This is a genomic window from Methylovorus glucosotrophus, assembly GCF_009858335.1.
In the GTDB taxonomy this organism is placed as follows: Bacteria; Pseudomonadota; Gammaproteobacteria; order Burkholderiales; family Methylophilaceae; genus Methylovorus; species Methylovorus glucosotrophus.
On the sequence record NZ_VMSE01000002.1, the window covers coordinates 233,287 to 254,752 of the forward strand.

Genomic DNA, 21,466 nt, shown 5'->3' on the forward strand with positions numbered 1-21,466 from the left:
GAGTTATGCCAACCATCAATCAATTAGTGCGCAAGCCGCGCCAAAAAGTAGTGACCAAGAGCAAAGTTCCAGCTTTGGAAAGCTGCCCACAAAAGCGTGGTGTTTGTACACGTGTTTATACGACAACACCTAAGAAGCCTAACTCCGCTTTGCGTAAAGTGGCTAAGGTTCGCCTGACCAATGGCTATGAAGTAATTAGCTACATCGGCGGTGAAGGCCACAACCTGCAGGAGCACTCGGTTGTGCTGCTGCGCGGTGGTCGTGTGAAGGACTTGCCAGGTGTGCGTTACCACATGGTGCGCGGTAGCCTGGATACTGCCGGTGTTAAAGACCGTAAGCAGTCCCGCTCCAAATACGGCGCGAAGCGCCCTAAGGCTGCATAAGCTGATTTGCTTAGCGGTCACCAAGTTTAAGGAAAAACCATGCCAAGACGTAGAGAAGTTCCCAAGCGCGATATTCTGCCTGATCCGAAATTCGGTAGCCAGGAAGTATCCAAGTTCATTAACGTGCTGATGACTGGCGGCAAGAAGTCTGTTGCTGAGCGTATCCTGTACGGCGCATTTGATCAAATCGCCCAAAAGAGCGGCAAGGATGCTCTTGAAGTGTTCACAGTAGCTATCAATAACCTGCGTCCGGTTGTTGAAGTGAAGAGCCGTCGTGTGGGTGGTGCAAACTATCAAGTGCCTGTTGAGGTGCGTCCTGCACGTCGTAGCGCCCTCGCGATGCGTTGGCTGCGTGATGCTGCTCGCAAGCGTGGTGAAAAGTCCATGGGTCTCCGTCTGGCAGCTGAGCTGGTTGAAGCATCCGAAGGTCGCGGCTCTGCCATGAAGAAGCGTGAAGAAGTGCACCGTATGGCTGAAGCCAACAAAGCCTTCTCGCATTTCCGCTTCTAAACAAGTTCATTAGTAAAGGTAATAGCTGTGGCTCGTAAAACCCCCATTAATCGCTATCGTAACATTGGTATCAGTGCTCACATTGATGCTGGTAAGACAACGACAACCGAGCGTATTCTTTTTTATACCGGTGTGAACCACAAGATTGGTGAAGTTCACGATGGTGCTGCTACCATGGACTGGATGGAGCAAGAGCAAGAGCGTGGTATTACCATCACCTCTGCTGCGACCACCGCGTTCTGGAAGGGGATGGGTGGTAACTATCCTGAGCATCGTATCAATATCATTGATACCCCTGGGCACGTTGACTTCACGATTGAAGTTGAGCGCTCCATGCGTGTTCTGGATGGTGCCTGCATGGTTTACTGTGCGGTGGGTGGTGTGCAGCCTCAGTCTGAAACTGTATGGCGTCAAGCGAACAAGTACGGTGTGCCTCGTCTTGCCTTCATCAACAAGATGGACCGTACCGGTGCCAACTTCTTCAAGGTGTACGATCAGCTGAAGACTCGTCTGAAGGCGAATCCTGTGCCTGTTGTCGTGCCTATCGGTGCAGAAGATACATTTACCGGTGTGGTTGACCTGCTCAAGATGAAAGCGATCATCTGGGATGAGGCTAGCCAGGGCACCAAGTTCACGTATGAAGAGATCCCCGCAGACTTGCTCGCTGAATGCCAGAAGTGGCGTGAAAATATGGTGGAAGCAGCTGCTGAAGCCAATGAAGATCTCATGAACAAGTATCTGGAATCTGGCGAGTTGTCCGAAGAGGAAATCGTCAAGGGCTTGCGCGACCGTACAATCGCCAACGAAATCCAGCCTATGCTGTGCGGTACTGCGTTCAAGAACAAGGGTGTTCAGCGCATGCTGGATGCTGTGATTGATTTCTTGCCATCGCCAGTGGATATTCCTCCGGTGACCGGTGAGTTGGAAAATGGCACCCAGGCTGAACGTAAGGCAGATGATGCTGAGAAGTTCTCTGCGCTTGCATTCAAGATCATGACTGACCCGTTTGTAGGTCAGCTGATTTTCTTCCGCGTCTACTCTGGCGTGGTGAATTCGGGTGATACTGTTTACAACTCGGTGAAGGGCAAGAAGGAACGTCTTGGCCGTATTCTGCAGATGCACGCCAATCAGCGTGAGGAAATCAAGGAAGTTCGCGCTGGTGACATCGCGGCTGCAGTGGGTCTGAAGGATGCTACTACCGGTGATACCCTCTGTGATCCGGATAATGTGATTATCCTGGAACGCATGGTATTCCCTGAGCCAGTGATTCACGTGGCTGTTGAGCCCAAGACCAAGGCTGACCAAGAGAAGATGGGTATTGCCCTGAACCGCTTGGCCCAGGAAGATCCTTCTTTCCGTGTGCGTACTGACGAAGAAACCAATCAAACCATTATTTCCGGTATGGGTGAGTTGCACCTGGAAATTCTGGTGGATCGTATGCGCCGTGAATTCAACGTTGAAGCTAACGTTGGTGCGCCTCAGGTTGCGTATCGCGAAGCGATCAAGAAGAAAGTCGAAGTGGAAGGCAAGTTTGTTAAGCAGTCCGGTGGTAAGGGTCAATACGGTCACGTATGGATCACCATGGAGCCTAACGAAGCTGGCAAGGGTTACGAGTTCGTGGATGCCATCAAAGGCGGTACCGTTCCTCGTGAATTCATTCCTGCAGTTGACAAGGGTCTTCGTGAGACGATTCCTGCAGGTATTTTGGCTGGCTTCCCTGTTGTTGATGTCAAGGTAACCCTGTTCGATGGTTCTTACCATGATGTTGACTCGAACGAAAACGCCTTTAAGATGGCTGCTTCGATCGCGTTCAAGGATGGTATGCGTAAAGCAGATCCTATCCTGCTCGAGCCTATGATGGCGGTGGAAGTTGAAACACCTGAAGACTACATGGGTGATGTGATGGGTGACTTGTCCTCACGTCGCGGCATGATTCAGGGTATGGAAGACAGCCCGAGTGGCAAGATTATTCGCGCTGAAGTTCCTCTTGCTGAGATGTTTGGTTACTCGACTGTTGTGCGTTCTCTGTCACAAGGTCGCGCCAGCTACAGCATGGAGTTCAAGCACTACTCGGAAGCTCCAAGAAACGTCGCAGAAGCGATTATCAACAAGAAATAATTGAATATTAGTTGGATTAATAAAGGAAACGGTAATGGCAAAAGGTAAATTTGAGCGGACGAAGCCGCACGTCAACGTAGGCACGATTGGTCACGTTGACCATGGTAAGACGACGCTGACAGCGGCGATCACGACAATTCTGTCGAAGAAGTTTGGTGGTGAAGCCAAGGCATACGACCAGATCGATGCGGCGCCAGAAGAAAAGGCACGTGGTATTACCATCAACACAGCGCACGTTGAATACGAAACTGCAACTCGCCACTACGCTCACGTAGACTGCCCAGGCCACGCCGACTATGTTAAGAACATGATTACCGGCGCTGCGCAGATGGACGGCGCGATTCTGGTCTGTTCCGCCGCTGACGGCCCGATGCCACAAACCCGTGAGCACATCCTGTTGGCACGTCAGGTTGGCGTACCTTACATCGTCGTGTTCATGAACAAGGCCGACATGGTGGATGACGCCGAGCTGCTCGAGCTGGTTGAAATGGAAATCCGCGAACTGCTCTCCAAGTACGACTTCCCAGGCGATGATATCCCTGTGATCAAGGGTTCCGCCCTGAAGGCACTGGAAGGCGACCAATCCGAAATCGGCGAACCTGCCATCTTCCGTTTGGCAGATGCGTTGGACAGCTACATCCCAACTCCAGAGCGTGCAGTTGACGGCACCTTCCTGATGCCAGTAGAAGACGTATTCTCCATCTCTGGTCGCGGTACTGTCGTTACTGGCCGTATCGAGCGTGGTATTGTGAAGGTTGGTGATGAAATCGAAATCGTAGGTATCAAGCCAACCCTGAAGACCACCTGCACCGGCGTAGAAATGTTCCGCAAGTTGCTGGACCAAGGTCAAGCAGGCGACAACGTTGGCGTACTGCTGCGTGGTACCAAGCGTGAAGAAGTTGAGCGTGGTCAAGTATTGGCCAAGACTGGTTCGATCAAGCCACACACCAAGTTCAGCGCAGAAATCTACGTGCTGGGCAAGGACGAAGGCGGCCGTCACACCCCATTCTTCAATGGCTACCGTCCACAGTTCTACTTCCGTACCACTGACGTAACTGGTGCAGTAGAACTGCCAGCAGGTACCGAAATGGTAATGCCAGGCGACAACGTATCCATCACCGTGGCACTGATTGCCCCGATCGCGATGGAAGACGGTCTGCGCTTTGCGATTCGTGAAGGTGGCCGTACCGTTGGTGCCGGCGTCGTCGCGAAAATTATTGAGTAATTAATACTTGTCAGGCCGCAAGCTTATGCTTGCGGCCTTTTTGTTCTTTAGAAATATCGCTCTTTAAGGAAAGTAACATGGCTGCTCAAAAAATCCGTATTCGCCTCAAAGCATTTGACTATCGTCTGATCGATCAGTCCGCTCTTGAAATCGTAGAAACTGCAAAGCGCACCGGCGCAGTTGTCAAGGGCCCAGTTCCTTTGCCTACCCGTATTGAGCGTTTTGACTTGCTGCGTTCTCCTCACGTCAACAAGACTTCGCGTGACCAATTCGAAATTCGTACCCATCAGCGCTTGATGGACATTGTTGATCCTACGGATAAAACAGTGGACGCACTGATGAAGCTGGATCTGCCAGCAGGTGTTGATGTAGAAATCAAGCTGTAATTTGCAACAGTAAGTTGTGTTTGGTTGCAGGCTCGGATATAATCCCGGGCTTGCATTAAAAATCGGCCGATCAATTGTAATCGGCCTTTTAATTATTATAAGGAAATGATCATGAGCTTAGGGCTTATTGGTCGCAAGGTGGGTATGACCCGCGTATTTACCGATGAAGGCGAAAGCATTCCGGTAACTGTGCTGGAAGTTGTACCAAACCGTGTGACACAAGTTAAGACGCCGTCTAGCGACGGCTATGCTGGTCTCCAGGTTGCGCATGGTGAGCGTCGTGCTAGCCGTGTAACCAAGGCGCTGGCTGGTCACTATGCCAAGGCTGGCGTTGCTGCTGGTTCTGGTATCAAAGAATTCGCTGTTGCTGAAGATGTTCTGGCCAACTATGCCGTTGGCGGTCAGATCACCGTTGAGCTTTTCCAGGCTGGTCAGTACGTTGACGTTACTGGCGTTTCGCTTGGTAAGGGTTTTGCTGGTGCAATCAAGCGCCACAACTTCAGTTCTAACCGTGCCTCTCACGGTAACTCCCGTTCGCATAATGTTCCCGGCTCTATCGGTATGGCGCAGGATCCAGGTCGTGTATTCCCTGGTAAGCGTATGCCTGGTCATCTGGGTGCTGTGAAGACTACCGTTCAAAATCTGCAAATCGTTCGCGTTGATGCTGAGCGTAATCTGTTGCTGATTAAGGGTGCTGTTCCAGGATCCAAGGGTGGCGACGTAGTGGTTCGTCCCGCTGTTAAGGCAGGTGCATAATGGAACTCAAGTTAATCGATAAAAATGGTAAGCCGGCCAAAAGCGGCGTTGAAGTTTCCGAAGTAACCTTCGGTCGCGAATTCAACGAAGCCCTGGTGCATCAAGTAGTTGTTGCATATCAGGCAAATGCGCGTACTGCGACGCGTGCACAATTGGGTCGTGGCACAGTTAGCCACACTACCCATAAGCCATGGAACCAAAAAGGTACTGGCCGTGCACGTTCGGGTATGAGCTCCAGCCCAATCTGGCGTGGAGGTGGTCGCGCTTTCCCAAATAGCCCTGACGAAAACTTCAGCCACAAGGTTAACCGCAAGGTTTACCGTGCTGGTATGCGCTCCATCCTGTCCGAACTGGTTCGTCAGGATCGTTTGAGCGTGATTGAAGAGTTTGTGGTTGAGACTCCAAAAACCAAAGCTCTGGTCGAAAAGATCAAGGGTCTGGGTTACGGTGAAGGTGTTCTGGTGCTGGTGGATGGTTTTGATGAAAACCTGTACCTCTCCGCACGCAATCTGCCTAACGTTCTGGTTGTTGAAGCTCAATACGCTGATCCTGTTAGTCTGGTTCGCTTCCCAAATGTGGTGGCTACCAAGGCTGCAGTCAAGAAATTAGAGGAGATGCTGGCATGAGCGCAAATCTGAACCAGATCGCTACTCAAGATCGTTTGCTGCAAGTCATCCTGGCTCCGCAAATCACGGAAAAAGCAACTTATGTTGCTGACAAAAACCAACAGATCGCATTTAAGGTGCGTACTGATGCAACCAAGCCAGAAATCAAGGCTGCTGTTGAACTGGTTTTCAAGGTCGAGGTTGCTGCCGTTACTGTTGCCAATGTTAAGGGCAAAGTAAAGCGCGCAGGCCGTGTGCTGGGTCGTCGCAAGGACTGGAAAAAGGCTTATGTGAGCCTGAAGCCAGGCCAAGAAATTAACTTTGCAGCAGGCGAATAGGAGATATTATGGCACTGATTAAAGTCAAGCCGACTTCCCCTGGCCGTCGCGCAGTCGTTAAGGTTGTTACACCTGAGTTGCACAAGGGTAAGCCTTACGCGCCTCTGCTGGAGAAGCAAAGCAAAAAAGCTGGCCGTAACAACAACGGTCACATCACGACACGTCACCAAGGTGGCGGTCATAAGCAGCACTACCGTGTAATCGATTTCCGTCGCAACAAGGACGGTATCGTCGCCAAGGTTGAGCATCTGGAATACGATCCAAACCGTAGCGCACATATTGCGCTGCTGGTTTATTCGGATGGTGAGCGTCGCTACATCATCGCCCCTCGTGGCGTTTCTGCTGGTGCGCAACTGGTGAGCGGCTCTGATGCTCCAATCAAGGTGGGTAATGCATTGCCTTTGCGCAATATCCCTGTTGGTAGCACCATTCACTGCGTAGAAATCATGCCAGGCAAGGGTGCGCAAATTGCTCGCTCAGCTGGTACTTCAGTCCAGCTGTTGGCTCGCGAAGGCAGTTATGCTCAGTTGCGTCTGCGTTCTGGTGAAGTCCGCCGTGTTCACGTGGATTGCAAAGCAACCATTGGTGAAGTGGGTAACGAAGAGCATTCATTGCGTTCCATCGGTAAAGCTGGTGCGATGCGTTGGCGCGGTGTTCGTCCTACCGTTCGCGGTGTGGTAATGAACCCTGTTGATCACCCGCACGGTGGTGGTGAAGGTAAGACCGCTGCTGGTATGAATCCAGTAAGCCCATGGGGTACGCCTACCAAGGGTTATCGTACACGTAGCAACAAGCGCACCGACAACATGCGCGTAAGCCGTCGTCCGGCTAATAAGAGGTAAGGAAAATGGCACGTTCAATTAAAAAAGGCCCATTTATTGATGGGCACTTGGCTAAGAAGGTGGAAGTGGCTGTTGCTGCTCGCGACAGAAAGCCAATCAAGACTTGGTCTCGTCGCTCCACCATTCTTCCTGATTTTATTGGTCTGACGATCGCTGTGCACAATGGCCGCCAACACGTGCCAGTGCTGATCTCGGAAAACATGGTAGGCCACAAGCTCGGCGAATTCGCGCTGACCCGTACGTTCAAGGGTCACGCTGCCGATAAAAAAGCCAAGAAGTAGGAGATGACGATGCAAGTATCCGCAGTATTAAAAGGTGTTCATCTGTCCCCGCAAAAGGCTCGCTTGGTTGCTGACCTGATTCGCGGCAAGAAAGTTGATTACGCACTCAATATTCTGAATTTCACACCTAAAAAGGGTGCTGAGATCATCAAGAAGGTTGTTGAGTCCGCTATCGCTAACGCTGAACACAACGAAGGTGCCGATATCGATGAGTTGAAGGTCACTTCAATCTACGTCGACAAGGGCATCGTTCTTAAACGTATTCGTGCGCGTGCCAAAGGTCGTGCTGGACGGATTATTAAGCCTACATGTCACATCACAGTGACTGTTGGTAATTAAAGGAATCGTTATGGGTCAGAAAATTCATCCGTTTGGTTTCCGTCTGAGTGTCCAGAAAAACTGGTCATCTCGTTGGTACGCCAACAGCAAGAACTTCCCAGCTATGCTGAATAGCGACATCAAGGTACGTGACTTCCTCAAGAAGAAGCTCTCGCACGCTGCTGTCAGCAAGATCGTGATCGAGCGTCCTGCAAAGAACGCAAAGATCACCATTTACAGTGCACGTCCAGGTGTGGTGATTGGTAAAAAGGGTGAGGATATTGAATCCTTGCGCTCCAGCCTGCAAGGTTTGATGGGTGTTCCAGTTCACTTGAACATCGAAGAAGTGCGCAAGCCTGAAATTGACGCAACACTGATCGCTGAGAGCATTGCTCAACAGCTTGAGAAGCGTGTGATGTTCCGCCGTGCAATGAAGCGTGCAATGCAAAACGCGATGCGTCTGGGTGCTCAAGGCATCAAGATCATGAGCTCGGGTCGTTTGAACGGTATCGAAATCGCGCGTACTGAGTGGTATCGCGAAGGCCGTGTGCCATTGCACACTCTGCGTGCTGATATCGATTACGGCGTAGCTGAGGCTAAAACCACCTACGGTATCATCGGCATCAAGGTGTGGGTATTCAAGGGCGAAGTGTTTGGCACTCATGCCGAACAGCAAGCCGCAGTACCTGCTGAACCAGAAAAGAAAGTAAGAAAGTCGGGGGCGAAAAATGCTGCAGCCAGCTAGACAGAAATTCCGTAAACAGCAGAAGGGCCGTAATAAAGGCATTGCTACTACCGGTAACAAGGTGAGCTTTGGTGAGTTTGGTCTGAAAGCTGTTGGCCGTGGCCGTTTGACTGCGCGTCAAATTGAGGCTGCTCGTCGTGTGATGACGCGTCACATCAAGCGTGGTGGTCGTGTCTGGATCCGCATTTTCCCCGACAAGCCAATCTCCAGCAAACCTGCTGAAGTTCGTATGGGTAACGGTAAAGGTAGTCCGGAATACTTCGTTGCTGAAATTCAACCGGGCAAGATGTTATACGAGATGGATGGTGTGAGTGAGCAGTTGGCCCGCGAAGCGTTCCGCTTGGCGGCAGCTAAGTTGCCAATCGAAACTACTTTCACAACTCGTCATATCGGGAGTTAAAGATGAAAGCTAGTGATTTAAGAAACAAGTCTGTTGATGAGTTGAACAATGAGTTGATCGACCTGCGTCGTGCTCAATTCTCCTTGCGTATGCAATTGTCTACTCAGCAATTAAACAAAGTTGATCAGGTAAGCAAGGTTCGTCGCGATATCGCTCGTGTACGTACCGTGCTGGCTGAAAAAGCTAAGCAAGCTTAAGGTGAGTAGATGATGACCGATACACAAGCAGATAAAGTTGTACGCAGTCTGACTGGTCGCGTAGTCAGCGACAAAATGGACAAGACCGTAACCGTATTGGTGGAGCGCAAGGTTAAGCACCCACTGATCGGTAAGGTTGTTCGCCGTTCTAACAAGTTCCATGCACACGACGAAAACAATGAGTGCAAGGAAGGCGACCTGGTAGTGATTGAGGAAAGCCGTCCGCTTTCCAAGACCAAAACCTGGAAAGTCAGCAAGATTGTAGAAAAAACACGCAACATATAATTTATATTGCATCCCGTCTGGGATGCAATATATAATGACGGACTTTTTGGCGCCCATGCAAGCTGGCGCCCCAATACTGACCGTAGTGCTGTCGGCCGTGATGCTCGCGGCCGGTGTTGGTTTAACGGATTAAGTTGGAGATTATTCTCATGATTCAAATGCAATCTCGGCTGGATGTTGCCGATAATACTGGTGCGCGTTCCGTAATGTGTATCAAGGTATTGGGTGGCTCCAAGCGTCGTTACGCCGGTATCGGTGATGTGATCAAGGTCACTATCAAGGATGCTGCGCCCCGCGGTCGTGTTAAAAAAGGCGAGGTATATAGTGCCGTAGTGGTTCGTACCACTAAGGGTGTTCGTCGTCCAGATGGTTCTCTGGTGAAGTTTGATGGCAATGCAGCAGTATTGCTTAACAACAAGCTCGAGCCTATCGGTACGCGTATTTTCGGGCCTGTGACCCGTGAGCTTCGTGGTGAGCGTTTCATGAAGATCGTGTCTCTAGCCCCAGAAGTCTTGTAGGAGCGTTGAGATGAGTAAGATTCGCAAAGGTGACGAAGTAATTCTGAATACTGGCAAGGATGCAGGCAAGCGCGGTACCGTACTGCGCATTCTGGATTCTGGCAAAGTGGTAGTTGAAGGCGTTAATTTGGTTAAGAAGCATGCCAAGCCAAACCCAATGCGTGGTGTGGCTGGCGGTATAATCAGCAAGGAAATGCCTGTTGATGTATCGAATGTTGCTTTATTTAACCGCGCCACCCAAAAAGGTGATCGCGTGGGTTTCAAGACACTGGATGATGGCCGCAAGGTCCGTGTTTTCAAGTCCAGCGGCGAAGTTGTGGACGCGTAAGGGTTAATCATGGCTCGTTTAAAAGATTTTTATAAAGATACTGTGGTCAAGTCTATGACCGAGCAGTTCGGCTACACCTCGCCAATGCAAGTTCCACGCATTGAGAAGATCACTCTTAATATGGGTGTTGGTGAAGCGGTTGCTGACAAGAAGGTAATGGAAAACGCCGTTGGCGATATGGAAAAGATTGCTGGTCAAAAAGCGGTCATCACCAAAGCCCGTAAGTCCATTGCATCATTCAAGATTCGTGATGATTATCCTGTTGGCTGCAAAGTCACCTTGCGTCGTGAGCGTATGTATGAATTCCTGGATCGTTTGATTACAGTGGCTATCCCACGTATTCGTGACTTCCGTGGTATTTCCGCAAAGTCGTTTGACGGTCGCGGTAATTACAACATGGGTGTGCGCGAGCAGATCATTTTCCCTGAAATCGAGTACGACAAGATTGATGCTTTGCGTGGTATGAACATCACCATCACGACAACAGCAAAAACCGATGAAGAAGCGCGTGCACTGCTTGCAGCGTTCAACTTCCCGTTTAGGAACTGAGGCTAACAATGGCTAAAACCTGTTTGATTGAACGCGAACAAAAACGTCGCGATACAGTAGAAAAATTTGCCGCCAAGCGCGCTGAATTAACTGCTGCTATGAATAATGCTGCAGCGAGTCCTGAAGAGCGTCGTGCTGCACGCCTTAAGCTGCAAAGTCTGCCACGTAACTCCAGTCCAGTTCGCCTGCGTAACCGCTGTGCATTGACTGGTCGTCCTCGTGGTGTGTTTAGTAAGTTTGGTATTGCGCGCGGCAAGCTGCGCGAATTGATGATGCGTGGCGAAGTGCCAGGCGTTACAAAAGCCAGCTGGTAACGGAGGAATTAGACGATGAGTATGAGTGATCCGATTGCCGATATGCTGACGCGCATTCGTAATGCGCAGAGCACCAACAAGCAAACTGTTTCTATGCCTTCTTCCAAATTGAAGGGCGCTATTGCTAGCGTTCTGAAAGATGAAGGTTATATCGATGATTTTGCGGTGCAGTCTGTAGATGGCAAGCCACAATTGAATATCAGCCTCAAGTACTATGCTGGTCGCCCAGTGATTGAGAAGATTGAGCGCGTAAGCCGCCCTGGTCTTCGTATCTACCGCGGCAACCAGGATATTCCTGTGGTAATGAATGGTCTTGGTGTGACTATCGTGTCTACATCCAAGGGTGTGATGACTGATCGTAAAGCGCGTGCTGCCGGTGTTGGCGGCGAAGTGCTCTGCGTAGTAGCTTAAGGAGAATACTATGTCTCGTGTAGCTAAAAACCCAGTCGCTATTCCTGCCAAGGTTGAAGTTGCATTGACTGCAAGCAACATTGCAGTCAGCGGCCCTCTGGGTAAGCTGAATCAAGCACTGACTGGTGCAGTTAATATTGTTCGCGAAGGTGACAATCTGACATTCGCTGCAGCTAATGACAGCCAGCACTCGCGTGCAATGTCAGGCACTGTACGTGCCCTGGTGGCCAACATGGTGCAAGGTGTGTCGCAAGGGTTTACCCGCAAGCTTAATCTGGTTGGTGTGGGCTATAAGGCCCAGGCGCAAGGCGCTACTCTTAATCTGGATCTGGGTTTTTCCCATCCGATTAACCACAAGATGCCAGAAGGTGTGACCGTGCAGACGCCAACTCAAACCGAAATCTTGTTGACAGGTGTCGACAAGCAGGTTGTTGGTCAGGTGGCTGCCCAGATTCGTGCATATCGTTCACCAGAGCCTTATAAGGGCAAGGGTGTTCGTTATTCCGATGAAGTGGTCACTATCAAAGAAACCAAGAAGAAGTAAGGTTTAAGCCATGAATAACGTAAATTCACGCCTGCGTCGTGCACGTAAAACCCGTGCCAAAATCGCAGAATTAAAGGTAACGCGTTTGAGCGTTCATCGCAGTAATGGCCATATTTATGCCCAAATCATTGCGGAAACCGGTGACAAGGTATTGGCAAGTGCCTCTACTGTTGAGGTGGAAGTTCGCAAAGATATCAAGAATGGTGGGAATGTGGCTGCTGCTGCCGTGATCGGTAAGCGTATTGCTGAAAAGGCGAAGGCTGCCGGCATTACTTCTGTGGCTTTTGACCGTTCGGGTTACAAATACCACGGCCGTATCAAAGCGCTGGCTGATGCCGCGCGCGAAAACGGTCTGTCCTTCTAATTACGAGGTTGATGATGGCTAAAGATATTGAACAACAGCAAACCGATGGTTTGCGCGAGAAAATGATCTCGGTCAACCGCGTCACTAAAGTGGTTAAGGGCGGTCGTATCATGTCCTTCGCTGCACTGACAGTGGTTGGTGATGGCGACGGTGCCGTTGGCATGGGCAAGGGCAAGGCACGTGAAGTTCCAGTTGCTGTGCAAAAGGCAATGGATGAAGCACGTCGCGGTATGGTTAAGGTAAGTTTGAATAACGGTACGCTGCATCATGCAGTTACCGGTGTTCACGGTGCTGCCAAGGTATTCATTCAGCCAGCTTCTGAAGGTACCGGCATTATTGCTGGTGGCGCAATGCGCGCTATCTTTGAAGTGATGGGCATTACTAACGTGTTGGCTAAGTGCATTGGTTCTACCAATCCTTACAACGTGGTGCGTGCTACATTAAATGGCTTGCAGTCTATGAATACCCCGGCTGAAGTTGCTGCAAAACGCGGCAAGACCGTCGAAGAAATCAGAGGTTAATCATGGCTAAGGCAAAAAAAGCAGCAGCTACAGTAAAAGTGACTTTGGTAAAAAGTACCATTGGCCGTATTCAATCGCATCGTGCATGTGTTCGCGGCTTGGGTATTCGTCGTCTGCATCAAACCGTTGAAGTGCTGGATACCCCAGCAAATCGCGGCATGATCAATACAGTCGGCTATCTGTTAAAGGTTGAAGCATAATGAAACTGAATTCCATCAAGCCCGCTGAAGGCAGCAAGCACGCTAAGCGTCGTGTTGGCCGCGGCATTGGTTCTGGCCTGGGTAAGACTGCAGGTCGTGGTCACAAGGGTCAAAAGTCCCGTACTGGTGGTTTCCACAAGGTGGGTTTTGAAGGCGGTCAAATGCCTATACAACGCCGTCTGCCAAAGCGTGGTTTCAATTCCCTGACCAAGGCTGATACTGCTCACGTGCGTACCAGCGAACTGGACAAGGTTCAAGCTGACGTAGTGGATCTGCTGGCATTGAAGCAAGCCAATGTAATCCCTGGTTCTGCTCGTGCTGCAAAAGTTTATCTTTCTGGCGATCTTTCCCGTGCGATCACTGTGCAGGGTTTGTTGCTGAGTAAAGGCGCCAAGGCTGCAGTTGAAGCCGCTGGCGGCAAGATCGTAGAGTAATTGCAAGTTGGCTAAAGATAATATTTTAGGTGCGGTAAGCAAGACCAGTGAGCTGAAAAGCCGCTTGCTGTTTGTGCTTGGTGCCCTCGTTGTCTATCGCCTAGGTGCGCACATTCCGGTTCCAGGTATTGATCCGGATGTGCTCGCCAAGTTATTTGAATCGCAAAGCGGTGGCATTCTGGGCATGTTCAACATGTTCTCAGGTGGCGCTCTTTCCCGCTTTACTGTATTCGCACTGGGTATCATGCCTTATATTTCGGCATCCATCATCATGCAATTGCTGACGGTGGTTTCCCCGCGTATGGAACAGTTAAAGAAGGAAGGTGAAGCTGGGCGTCGCCAAATTACCAAATACACACGCTACGGCACTGTGTTCCTGGCTACTTTCCAGGCTTTGGGTATTGCGATTGCTCTTGAAGGTCAAGCAGGGTTGGTATTGGATCCTGGCCTGATGTTCCGATTCACAGCCGTGATTACCTTGGTAAGCGGCACTATGTTCCTGATGTGGCTGGGTGAGCAGATTACCGAGCGCGGAATTGGTAATGGTATTTCAATTATCATTTTTGCAGGTATCGTCGCTGGCTTGCCGCATGCGATTGGTGGAACATTGGAATTGGCGCGTACAGGTGCATTCTCCATACCTCTGGTGATCTTCCTGTTTGCCGCTGCTGTGCTGGTAACTGCATTTGTAGTGTTTGTAGAGCGTGGTCAACGCAAGATCACGGTGAACTATGCCAAGCGTCAAGTTGGCCGCAAAGTGTTTGGTGGGCAGACAAGTCATTTGCCATTGAAGCTCAATATGGCGGGCGTCATTCCTCCGATCTTTGCTTCAAGCATTATCTTGTTCCCTGCCACCATGGCTGGTTGGTTTGGAAGCAGTGAGAATTTTTCCTGGCTTAAGGATATTGGTACTACCTTATCGCCTGGTCAGCCGCTTTACATTATTTTCTTCGCTACAGCGATTGTGTTTTTCTGCTTCTTCTATACGGCATTGGTATTCAATCCAAAAGAAACAGCAGATAACCTGAAGAAGAGTGGTGCTTTTGTTCCAGGTATTCGTCCTGGTGACCAAACCGCCAAATATATTGATCGCATCATGGGTCGTTTGACTTTAGTGGGTGCTCTTTATATTACTGCCGTATGTTTATTGCCTGAGTTCCTGATATTGAAATGGAACGTGCCGTTTTACTTTGGTGGGACTTCGCTGCTGATTATCGTGGTTGTGACGATGGATTTCATGACTCAGGTTCAAGCGCATTTGATGTCCAATCAATACGAAGGCTTACTCAAGAAAGCCAATTTTAAAGGCGGTGCGGGTATTACTCGCTAAACAGGCGCAGGTAGCGGCATGGCAAAAGAAGACAGAATCGAGATGCAAGGCGAGGTTCTTGAGAACCTTCCGAATGCAACGTTTAGAGTTAAGCTGGAAAACGGTCATGTAGTGTTGGGTTATATCTCTGGGAAAATGCGTATGCACTACATCCGTATTCTTCCAGGAGACAAAGTAACAGTTGAAATGACCCCCTACGATTTATCGCGTGCGCGGATTATTTTCCGCGCCAAATAAAGTTTTTGCGAAGAGGTGAAATATGAGAGTTCGTGCTTCAGTCAAGGCGTTATGCCGTAATTGTAAAGTGGTTCGTCGCCGTGGTGTGGTACGTATTATTTGTACTGATCCACGTCACAAGCAGCGCCAAGGTTAATCAGGCAACGCAAATTAGTTGTGAAATCAGCGAATACGATTGTTAAAACTCGGACAAGCTGTTAAAATTTTGGGCTTTTTTGGCGATTTGTAAAAAAATTAAATGCGCCATTATTTTGGAGTAGGTACATGGCTCGTATAGCAGGGGTAAACATCCCAAATCATAAGCACACTGAAATCGCATTAACTTCGATTTACGGTGTGGGTCGTAACACTGCGAAGCAGATTTGCTTGGCTGCTGGCGTTGCTGGCACTGCCAAGATTAAAGATCTGAATGATGCAGAAGTTGAAAAGCTGCGTGACGAAGTCGCTAAGCTCAAGGTTGAAGGTGACTTGCGTCGTGAAGTTACCATGAACATTAAGCGTCTGATGGATTTGGGCTGCTATCGCGGTGTACGTCATCGCCGTGGCCTGCCAGTCCGTGGTCAGCGCACCAAGACCAATGCGCGCACACGCAAGGGTCCTATTAAGCCTATTAAGGCATCCAAGTAAGGAATAATGCAACATGGCTAAAGCTAACGTACGCGTACGCAAGAAAGTCAAAAAGAACATTGCCGAGGGCATTGCCCACGTGCATGCTTCTTTTAACAACACGATTATTACGATTACTGATCGTCAGGGTAATGCCTTGTCTTGGGCGACTTCTGGTGGTGCAGGTTTTAAGGGTTCACGTAAAAGTACTCCTTTTGCAGCGCAGGTTGCAGCTGAAGCCGCCGGCAAGGCAGCTCAGGAATGCGGCGTGAAGAACCTTGAAGTTCGTATCAAGGGCCCAGGTCCAGGTCGCGAATCTGCTGTTCGCGCACTGAACGCTGTTGGCTTTAAAATCACCAGCATTTCTGATGTGACGCCAGTCCCACATAACGGCTGCCGTCCACCCAAAAAGCGCCGCATCTAAGCCGCGCCTGATAGAACTAGGAGAATACCTTGGCTAGAAATCTTGATCCAAAGTGCCGTCAGTGCCGCCGCGAAGGCGAGAAGCTTTTCCTGAAAGGTGAAAAGTGCTTCACTGACAAATGCGCGATTGAAAAGCGTAACTTCCCACCTGGTCAGCATGGTCAGCGCCGTAATCAGCGCTTGTCCGACTACGGTGTGCAATTGCGTGAAAAGCAAAAAGTACGTCGTATCTATGGCATCCTCGAAGGCCAATTCCGCAGCTACTACGCTGAAGCTGATCGCCTGAAGGGCATCACCGGTGAAAACCTGCTGCAATTGCTGGAATGCCGTCTGGATAACGTTGCATACCGTATGGGTCTGGGTTCTTCCCGTACTGAAGCGCGTCAAATCGTTCGCCACAACAGTATTCTGGTTAACGGTAAGCGCGTAAATATTCCTTCATATCAGGTTCGTCCTGGTGATGTGGTGCAGGTTGCAGAGGCTTCCAAGTCGCAACTGCGTATCAAGGGTGCTCTGGAAGCTGCTGAACAGCGTGGTTTCCCCGAGTGGCTCGAAGTTGATGTCAAGGCTCTGAAGGGTACCTTCAAAGCCAAGCCTCAGCGTGATGAACTGCCTGCTACCATTAACGAATCGCTCGTGGTTGAACTTTACTCTAAGTAATCCAGGGCCGTAAGGAACATTATGCAAAACAGTCCTACCGAATATTTGAAGCCTCGCGTTGTTGACGTTGAAGTTATTTCGCCGGTGCGTGCACGGGTGACGCTTGAGCCGATGGAGCGTGGCTTTGGTTATACGCTGGGTAATGCGTTGCGCCGCGTATTGCTTTCTTCCATTCCTGGCTTTGCTATTACTGAAGTCAAAATTGATGGTGTGGTGCATGAATATTCCACACTGGATGGCGTTCAGGAAGATGTAGTGGACATTCTGCTGAATCTGAAGGGTGTTGCCCTGAAGTTGAACAGCAAGTCCGAAACCACTCTGACCCTGAAAAAGTCGGTTGAAGGTGTTGTTACTGCCGGTGATTTCGATACTGGCCACGATGCTGAAATCGCTAATCCAGGTCATGTCATTGCGCATCTGACCAAAGGTGGCAAGATCGACCTTGAAGTCAAGGTTGAAATGGGCCGTGGCTATCAGCCAGTTCCAGCTCGCCAGAAGACAGATGAAGACCGTGTGCTGGGTTTCATCATGGTGGATGCCTCGTTCAGCCCAATCAACAAGGTAAGCTACCATGTTGAAAGTGCTCGTGTTGAACAGCGTACGGATCTGGACAAGCTGATCATGGACGTTGAAACCAACGGCGTGGTTGAGCCTGAGCAAGCTATTCGTGATGCAGCGCGTATTCTGATGGGTCAGCTGTCTGTATTCGCTGATCTGGAAGGTGCTCCAACCGAAGTTGAAGTAAAGCACACGCCACAGGTTGATCCTATCCTGTTGCGTCCAGTTGATGATCTGGAATTGACTGTTCGCTCGGCAAACTGCTTGAAGGCAGAAAATATTTATTACATTGGTGACTTGATTCAGCGCGGTGAAAACGAGCTGTTGAAGGCACCTAATCTGGGCCGCAAATCTCTGAATGAGATTAAGGACGTGTTGGCTTCCAAAGGGCTGACACTGGGCATGAAACTTGAAAACTGGCCACCTGTTGGCCTGGAAAAAGCATAACAGCAAAGGTGTGAGGGTATCACTATGCGTCATCGCAACAGCAATCGTAAATTAAACCGCACCAGCAGCCATCGTCAGGCAATGTTGCGGAACATGGCCACTTCACTGCTGCGCCATGAAGTTATTAAAACAACCTTACCCAAGGCTAAGGAGTTGCGTCGTGTCGCTGAGCCACTCATTACTTTGGGCAAGAATGCTACTCTGGCAAACCGCCGTCTGGCATTTAGTCGCCTTCGTGACCGTGATATCGTTGGTAAATTGTTCAATGAACTCGGCCCACGTTATCTGACACGCAATGGTGGTTATTTGCGTATTCTGAAGTGCGGTTTCCGCGTTGGTGACAATGCGCCTATGGCACTGGTTGAATTGGTTGACCGTCCAGATCTGAGCACTGAAGCTGTTGTTGCTGAGTAATTAGTGACAACATAGCTGTAAAAAAGGCCGGTTTCCCCGGCCTTTTTTATTGGGCGCTCTCAATGAGATGTGTGATCTCATTGGCAGAAAATGGCCAGTACAGGCTGGTTTTATCGGCGAAGGTAAGAACGGGTATCTTGAGGCTGTAAGCATTCATTAATTCTTCGTCGTCGATAATATCGATGTAATGGAATGTGATATTGGCATATGGCAAAGTTGCCTCGGTTATCAATTCAAGTGCCTTATCGCACAAATGGCAACCTTCTGTACCGTAGAGTTTCAATTGAATCATGCGCTTGTATTCGTCATTGGGATGGAGTGGTGGCAGATTGCCTTGGGTAATGAATTTAAGGTTTTCGTTAACTTTAAAAAGCTCCATAATATCGAAGTTGCATGATGGACGCATAGGTTACCTGCATAGTGCAGGCTGGATTTTCCTGATGTATTAAGTATTTCTTGGCGGGCTTTAAAGAATGGCTGATATTCAAGAATCAAAAGAAAGCTTGCAGGAAAGTTTACAGCAGGTCATTACCCTGCTGAGCAAACATCGCTTGGTCGAAGACCTGATCCATAAGCAGGATATGCCCAAGCAGCAGCTGGTTGAGACTCTGGTTCACAAACAGAACCTGGCCGAGCTGCAGAAAAAACTGGATGCCCTGCACCCGGCTGACGTTGCATACATCCTTGAAGCCCTGCCTCTTGAGCAGCGTCTGGATGTATGGGAACTGGTCAAGGCTGAGCGTGATGGCGAAATCCTTCTTGAAGTATCTGATGCTGTCCGGCAAACCCTCATTGCCGACATGGACAGCGACGAACTGCTCGCAGCGGCTGAGCAGCTGGATACTGACGAGCTGGCCGATCTGGCCCCCGATCTCCCGAAAGATGTGCTGCAAGAGCTCCTGGATAGCCTGGACATACGCAATCGTGAACGCCTGCAGTCCGCGCTGGGTTACGAGGATGACACAGTAGGCGCGCTCATGGACTTTGATATCGTCACAATACGTGAAGACATCACCCTGGAAGTCGCCTTGCGCTATCTGCGCCGTATTGGTGGTTTGCCAGACCATACCGACAAACTGTTTGTGGTCGATCGCTATGACATCTTGCGCGGGGTCCTGCCGCTCAAGCGCATGGTGGTGAATGATCTTGATGCCGAAGTGGCCGACATCATGGCCGATGATGCAGTGGTGTTTCACCCGGAAGATGAAGCCGATGAAGCCGCGAAGGCGTTTGAACGCTATGACCTGGTCACCGCGCCCGTGGTGGATGCCAATAACAAATTGGTAGGGCGGCTTACGGTGGATACTGTCATGGATTACATCCGTGAAGAAGCGGAAAGCGACATGCTCTCGATGGCCGGTTTGCGCGAGGAAGAAGATCTGTTCTCTTCCGTGTGGAAGTCGGTGCAAAACCGTTGGACCTGGCTGGCCATCAATCTTGTCACAGCGTTTGTAGCTTCGCGCGTTATTGGCATGTTCGAAGATTCCATAGAGAAAATCGTAGCCTTGGCGGCTCTCATGCCTATCGTGGCTGGTATAGGTGGCAACTCCGGCAATCAGACAACGACGATGATTGTGCGCGGCTTGGCATTAGGCCAGATTGCTTCACACAATATGAAGTCATTGCTCAAGAAAGAGCTGGGTGTCGCCCTGCTCAATGGTCTTCTCTGGGGCAGTGTGCTTGGCGTGGTGGCGTATGCGCTTTATCACAACATTGCGCTCGGGCTGGTCATGACCGGGGCGATGACCTTGAATCTGTTACTGGCTGCCATCATGGGTGTCATGATTCCTCTGGTAATGACCAAGGTTGGCCGTGATCCCGCAGTGGGGTCAAGCGTATTGATTACTGCCATGACCGATAGCGGTGGCTTCTTTATTTTCCTGGGACTCGCGACGATTTTCTTGTTATGAATAGTGACATGCAGCAACTTTGGACGGAGTTTCTTGCCGATCTGGCGACTCCGGCATTTACCTGGCAAGTGGGTATTATCATTGCCGGCTTGCTTTTTGCGTGGTCCATGAATGGAGCCCTGCGGGCCTACGTCATGCGCAATGCCCCTGAAACCTGGAAAGTCGGCATTGGCGGCATCAACAGAGTGCTGTTCCCACTGACATCTCTGATATTCATTTACGTCAGTGAATTAATCCTGAAGCACTGGCAGCATACCAGCATGCTGTTGATCGCTATGAATCTGCTGGTGGCCATGGCCGTTATCCGGCTGGTGGTCTATGCCTTGCGTTATGTCTTTTCCCCCAGTGCCTGGGTAAGCACGATGGAAAATGCAATCTCGAGCACAGTGTGGTTGGTTCTGGCGCTTCATGTCAGTGGCATTCTGCCTGAAATACTGCACACGCTTGAAGATGTCAGTTTCAATATCGGCAAGAGCAAGATGAATCTGCTACTGCTGATACAAGGCTTGCTAACCGTACTGATCACCCTGTTTATTGCGCTTTGGCTAAGTCGCTGGCTGGAAAATCGGCTGATGCGGGCTCAGCAGATCAATATGAATGTACGCGTGGTATTGAGCAAGCTGATCAGAATAGGACTTTCGTTTATCGCTATCCTGATGGCGCTGTCAGCGGTGGGGCTGGATATCACATTGCTGTCGGTGTTTGGCGGCGCGCTTGGTGTTGGCCTCGGTTTCGGCCTGCAAAAAATCGCCAGCAATTACGTGAGCGGTTTTATCATTTTGCTTGATCGCTCCATGCACATGGGTGACGTGATTACGGTGGATGCCCATTATGGCGTGGTGAGTGAAATGCGCTCCCGTTACATGGTGCTGCGCAAGCTGGATGGCACCCAGGTGGTGATTCCGAATGAAACACTGATCACCAGTGCGGTTATCAATCACTCTTATAGCGAACGCAAGGCGCAGGTCAAAATGCCTTTGCAGGTGAGTTACGAGAGCCCGTTGGAAAGAGCCATGGAGATCATGCAACATGCTGCCATGGCACAAGATCGCGTGATGCAAGACCCGCTGCCGGATGTCAAGATTGCCGGCTTTGGCGAGAGTGGCATTGATCTCACCCTGACGTTCTGGATACCCGATCCTGAAGAGGGCTCTGGGCGGCTGCAATCCGATATTTACCTGGATATCTGGCGCGCATTCCAGAAGAACAGCATCAGTATTCCATATCCGCAGCGCGAAGTGCGTATACTGAATGCTGGGACGCCGACAATGCCTGCTGCTCAAGGATAAGTTCGCGTCCGTTCGCTAGT

General features: G+C 50.2%; 36 protein-coding genes. 35 read left to right on the forward strand and 1 reads right to left on the reverse strand.

All coding sequences use genetic code 11. From position 1 onward, the window contains the following. Positions 1 to 5 precede the first annotated feature (5 nt). The 33 genes from rpsL (at position 6) to rplQ (ending at position 18,247) form a co-directional block, all read left to right on the forward strand. Positions 6 to 383 carry a 30S ribosomal protein S12 gene (gene rpsL, locus FNL37_RS12150; RefSeq protein WP_015829259.1) on the forward strand — a complete coding sequence of 126 codons (378 nt, stop codon included), beginning with the start codon at positions 6 to 8 and terminating at the stop codon, positions 381 to 383. A gap of 39 nt (positions 384 to 422) precedes the next feature. Further along, the gene (gene rpsG / locus FNL37_RS12155) at positions 423 to 893 is read left to right on the forward strand and encodes a 30S ribosomal protein S7 (protein ID WP_013441126.1); all 471 of its coding nucleotides are present in this window, start codon (positions 423 to 425) and stop codon (positions 891 to 893) included. A 27-nt stretch (positions 894 to 920) separates the two neighbouring features. Further along, the gene (fusA, locus tag FNL37_RS12160; RefSeq protein WP_013441127.1) at positions 921 to 3,011 is read left to right on the forward strand and encodes an elongation factor G; all 2,091 of its coding nucleotides are present in this window, start codon (positions 921 to 923) and stop codon (positions 3,009 to 3,011) included. 34 nt (positions 3,012 to 3,045) lie between these two features. Beyond that, complete coding sequence (tuf, locus tag FNL37_RS12165; protein ID WP_013441116.1) at positions 3,046 to 4,236, forward strand: elongation factor Tu; 1,191 nt, start codon at positions 3,046 to 3,048, stop codon at positions 4,234 to 4,236. Between the two features lie 77 nt (positions 4,237 to 4,313). Then, positions 4,314 to 4,622 (forward strand): 30S ribosomal protein S10, encoded by a 309-nt coding sequence (gene rpsJ, locus FNL37_RS12170; RefSeq protein WP_013441128.1) that lies wholly within the window; start codon positions 4,314 to 4,316, stop codon positions 4,620 to 4,622. 111 nt (positions 4,623 to 4,733) lie between these two features. Further along, positions 4,734 to 5,378 carry a 50S ribosomal protein L3 gene (gene rplC, locus FNL37_RS12175; protein ID WP_013441129.1) on the forward strand — a complete coding sequence of 215 codons (645 nt, stop codon included), beginning with the start codon at positions 4,734 to 4,736 and terminating at the stop codon, positions 5,376 to 5,378. Further along, a complete protein-coding gene (gene rplD / locus FNL37_RS12180; RefSeq protein WP_015829260.1) occupies positions 5,378 to 6,004 on the forward strand; it encodes a 50S ribosomal protein L4 in 627 nt (208 codons plus the stop codon). Before rplC ends, rplD begins: the two co-directional genes overlap by 1 nt. Further along, complete coding sequence (rplW, locus tag FNL37_RS12185) at positions 6,001 to 6,321, forward strand: 50S ribosomal protein L23 (RefSeq protein ID WP_015829261.1); 321 nt, start codon at positions 6,001 to 6,003, stop codon at positions 6,319 to 6,321. Before rplD ends, rplW begins: the two co-directional genes overlap by 4 nt. A gap of 8 nt (positions 6,322 to 6,329) precedes the next feature. Beyond that, positions 6,330 to 7,163: a 50S ribosomal protein L2 gene (rplB, locus tag FNL37_RS12190; protein ID WP_013441132.1), complete on the forward strand. Its 834-nt coding sequence runs from the start codon at positions 6,330 to 6,332 to the stop codon at positions 7,161 to 7,163. 5 nt (positions 7,164 to 7,168) lie between these two features. After that, positions 7,169 to 7,444 carry a 30S ribosomal protein S19 gene (gene rpsS, locus FNL37_RS12195; protein ID WP_013441133.1) on the forward strand — a complete coding sequence of 92 codons (276 nt, stop codon included), beginning with the start codon at positions 7,169 to 7,171 and terminating at the stop codon, positions 7,442 to 7,444. 9 nt (positions 7,445 to 7,453) lie between these two features. Next, entirely contained in the window at positions 7,454 to 7,783 is a 330-nt protein-coding gene (rplV, locus tag FNL37_RS12200) for a 50S ribosomal protein L22 (RefSeq protein ID WP_015829262.1), read from the forward strand. Between the two features lie 10 nt (positions 7,784 to 7,793). Beyond that, positions 7,794 to 8,507, forward strand: a complete 714-nt coding sequence (gene rpsC / locus FNL37_RS12205) for a 30S ribosomal protein S3 (RefSeq protein ID WP_013441135.1) — start codon at positions 7,794 to 7,796, stop codon at positions 8,505 to 8,507. Then, a complete protein-coding gene (gene rplP / locus FNL37_RS12210) occupies positions 8,491 to 8,907 on the forward strand; it encodes a 50S ribosomal protein L16 (RefSeq protein ID WP_013441136.1) in 417 nt (138 codons plus the stop codon). The genes rpsC and rplP overlap by 17 nt, the downstream gene beginning before the upstream one ends. Before the next feature lie 2 nt (positions 8,908 to 8,909). Further along, positions 8,910 to 9,104, forward strand: a complete 195-nt coding sequence (rpmC, locus tag FNL37_RS12215) for a 50S ribosomal protein L29 (RefSeq protein ID WP_013441137.1) — start codon at positions 8,910 to 8,912, stop codon at positions 9,102 to 9,104. A gap of 9 nt (positions 9,105 to 9,113) precedes the next feature. Continuing rightward, complete coding sequence (gene rpsQ / locus FNL37_RS12220) at positions 9,114 to 9,389, forward strand: 30S ribosomal protein S17 (protein ID WP_013441138.1); 276 nt, start codon at positions 9,114 to 9,116, stop codon at positions 9,387 to 9,389. 149 nt (positions 9,390 to 9,538) lie between these two features. Then, complete coding sequence (rplN, locus tag FNL37_RS12225) at positions 9,539 to 9,907, forward strand: 50S ribosomal protein L14 (protein WP_013441139.1); 369 nt, start codon at positions 9,539 to 9,541, stop codon at positions 9,905 to 9,907. 10 nt (positions 9,908 to 9,917) lie between these two features. Further along, positions 9,918 to 10,235: a 50S ribosomal protein L24 gene (rplX, locus tag FNL37_RS12230; RefSeq protein WP_013441140.1), complete on the forward strand. Its 318-nt coding sequence runs from the start codon at positions 9,918 to 9,920 to the stop codon at positions 10,233 to 10,235. Positions 10,236 to 10,244: 9 nt separating this feature from the next. Then, positions 10,245 to 10,784, forward strand: coding sequence for a 50S ribosomal protein L5 (gene rplE / locus FNL37_RS12235; protein WP_013441141.1), 540 nt, complete (start codon positions 10,245 to 10,247; stop codon positions 10,782 to 10,784). A gap of 8 nt (positions 10,785 to 10,792) precedes the next feature. Further along, positions 10,793 to 11,098 (forward strand): 30S ribosomal protein S14, encoded by a 306-nt coding sequence (rpsN, locus tag FNL37_RS12240; RefSeq protein WP_013441142.1) that lies wholly within the window; start codon positions 10,793 to 10,795, stop codon positions 11,096 to 11,098. A gap of 15 nt (positions 11,099 to 11,113) precedes the next feature. Next, entirely contained in the window at positions 11,114 to 11,509 is a 396-nt protein-coding gene (rpsH, locus tag FNL37_RS12245) for a 30S ribosomal protein S8 (protein WP_013441143.1), read from the forward strand. A 10-nt stretch (positions 11,510 to 11,519) separates the two neighbouring features. Next, positions 11,520 to 12,053: a 50S ribosomal protein L6 gene (gene rplF, locus FNL37_RS12250; RefSeq protein ID WP_013441144.1), complete on the forward strand. Its 534-nt coding sequence runs from the start codon at positions 11,520 to 11,522 to the stop codon at positions 12,051 to 12,053. A gap of 10 nt (positions 12,054 to 12,063) precedes the next feature. Beyond that, positions 12,064 to 12,417 (forward strand): 50S ribosomal protein L18, encoded by a 354-nt coding sequence (gene rplR, locus FNL37_RS12255; RefSeq protein WP_013441145.1) that lies wholly within the window; start codon positions 12,064 to 12,066, stop codon positions 12,415 to 12,417. A gap of 14 nt (positions 12,418 to 12,431) precedes the next feature. Then, on the forward strand, positions 12,432 to 12,938 hold the full coding sequence (gene rpsE, locus FNL37_RS12260; protein WP_013441146.1) for a 30S ribosomal protein S5: 507 nt from the start codon (positions 12,432 to 12,434) through the stop codon (positions 12,936 to 12,938). A 2-nt stretch (positions 12,939 to 12,940) separates the two neighbouring features. Then, positions 12,941 to 13,138 (forward strand): 50S ribosomal protein L30, encoded by a 198-nt coding sequence (gene rpmD, locus FNL37_RS12265; protein ID WP_013441147.1) that lies wholly within the window; start codon positions 12,941 to 12,943, stop codon positions 13,136 to 13,138. Next, positions 13,138 to 13,572, forward strand: coding sequence for a 50S ribosomal protein L15 (gene rplO, locus FNL37_RS12270; protein WP_013441148.1), 435 nt, complete (start codon positions 13,138 to 13,140; stop codon positions 13,570 to 13,572). The genes rpmD and rplO overlap by 1 nt, the downstream gene beginning before the upstream one ends. Before the next feature lie 7 nt (positions 13,573 to 13,579). Beyond that, positions 13,580 to 14,902: a preprotein translocase subunit SecY gene (gene secY / locus FNL37_RS12275; protein ID WP_013441149.1), complete on the forward strand. Its 1,323-nt coding sequence runs from the start codon at positions 13,580 to 13,582 to the stop codon at positions 14,900 to 14,902. Between the two features lie 18 nt (positions 14,903 to 14,920). Next, on the forward strand, positions 14,921 to 15,139 hold the full coding sequence (infA, locus tag FNL37_RS12280) for a translation initiation factor IF-1 (protein ID WP_011478668.1): 219 nt from the start codon (positions 14,921 to 14,923) through the stop codon (positions 15,137 to 15,139). Positions 15,140 to 15,161: 22 nt separating this feature from the next. Further along, positions 15,162 to 15,275 (forward strand): 50S ribosomal protein L36, encoded by a 114-nt coding sequence (gene rpmJ / locus FNL37_RS12285; protein ID WP_013147060.1) that lies wholly within the window; start codon positions 15,162 to 15,164, stop codon positions 15,273 to 15,275. A 128-nt stretch (positions 15,276 to 15,403) separates the two neighbouring features. Next, positions 15,404 to 15,766 carry a 30S ribosomal protein S13 gene (gene rpsM / locus FNL37_RS12290; protein WP_015829265.1) on the forward strand — a complete coding sequence of 121 codons (363 nt, stop codon included), beginning with the start codon at positions 15,404 to 15,406 and terminating at the stop codon, positions 15,764 to 15,766. A 13-nt stretch (positions 15,767 to 15,779) separates the two neighbouring features. Then, a complete protein-coding gene (gene rpsK, locus FNL37_RS12295; protein WP_011478671.1) occupies positions 15,780 to 16,169 on the forward strand; it encodes a 30S ribosomal protein S11 in 390 nt (129 codons plus the stop codon). A 29-nt stretch (positions 16,170 to 16,198) separates the two neighbouring features. Then, a complete protein-coding gene (rpsD, locus tag FNL37_RS12300; RefSeq protein WP_013441151.1) occupies positions 16,199 to 16,828 on the forward strand; it encodes a 30S ribosomal protein S4 in 630 nt (209 codons plus the stop codon). A gap of 21 nt (positions 16,829 to 16,849) precedes the next feature. Continuing rightward, the gene (locus tag FNL37_RS12305; RefSeq protein ID WP_013441152.1) at positions 16,850 to 17,833 is read left to right on the forward strand and encodes a DNA-directed RNA polymerase subunit alpha; all 984 of its coding nucleotides are present in this window, start codon (positions 16,850 to 16,852) and stop codon (positions 17,831 to 17,833) included. A 24-nt stretch (positions 17,834 to 17,857) separates the two neighbouring features. Further along, complete coding sequence (gene rplQ, locus FNL37_RS12310) at positions 17,858 to 18,247, forward strand: 50S ribosomal protein L17 (protein ID WP_015829266.1); 390 nt, start codon at positions 17,858 to 17,860, stop codon at positions 18,245 to 18,247. Positions 18,248 to 18,293: 46 nt separating this feature from the next. Here rplQ and FNL37_RS12315 read toward each other — a convergent pair whose 3' ends face one another. Beyond that, positions 18,294 to 18,626, reverse strand: a complete 333-nt coding sequence (locus tag FNL37_RS12315; protein ID WP_244948290.1) for a glutaredoxin family protein — start codon at positions 18,624 to 18,626, stop codon at positions 18,294 to 18,296. Between the two features lie 94 nt (positions 18,627 to 18,720). Here FNL37_RS12315 and mgtE point away from each other — a divergent pair, with 94 nt between their 5' ends. After that, positions 18,721 to 20,157: a magnesium transporter gene (mgtE, locus tag FNL37_RS12320; RefSeq protein ID WP_013441155.1), complete on the forward strand. Its 1,437-nt coding sequence runs from the start codon at positions 18,721 to 18,723 to the stop codon at positions 20,155 to 20,157. Continuing rightward, positions 20,154 to 21,446, forward strand: a complete 1,293-nt coding sequence (locus FNL37_RS12325; protein WP_159356339.1) for a mechanosensitive ion channel family protein — start codon at positions 20,154 to 20,156, stop codon at positions 21,444 to 21,446. The genes mgtE and FNL37_RS12325 overlap by 4 nt, the downstream gene beginning before the upstream one ends. The last annotated feature ends 20 nt before the right edge of the window (positions 21,447 to 21,466 follow it).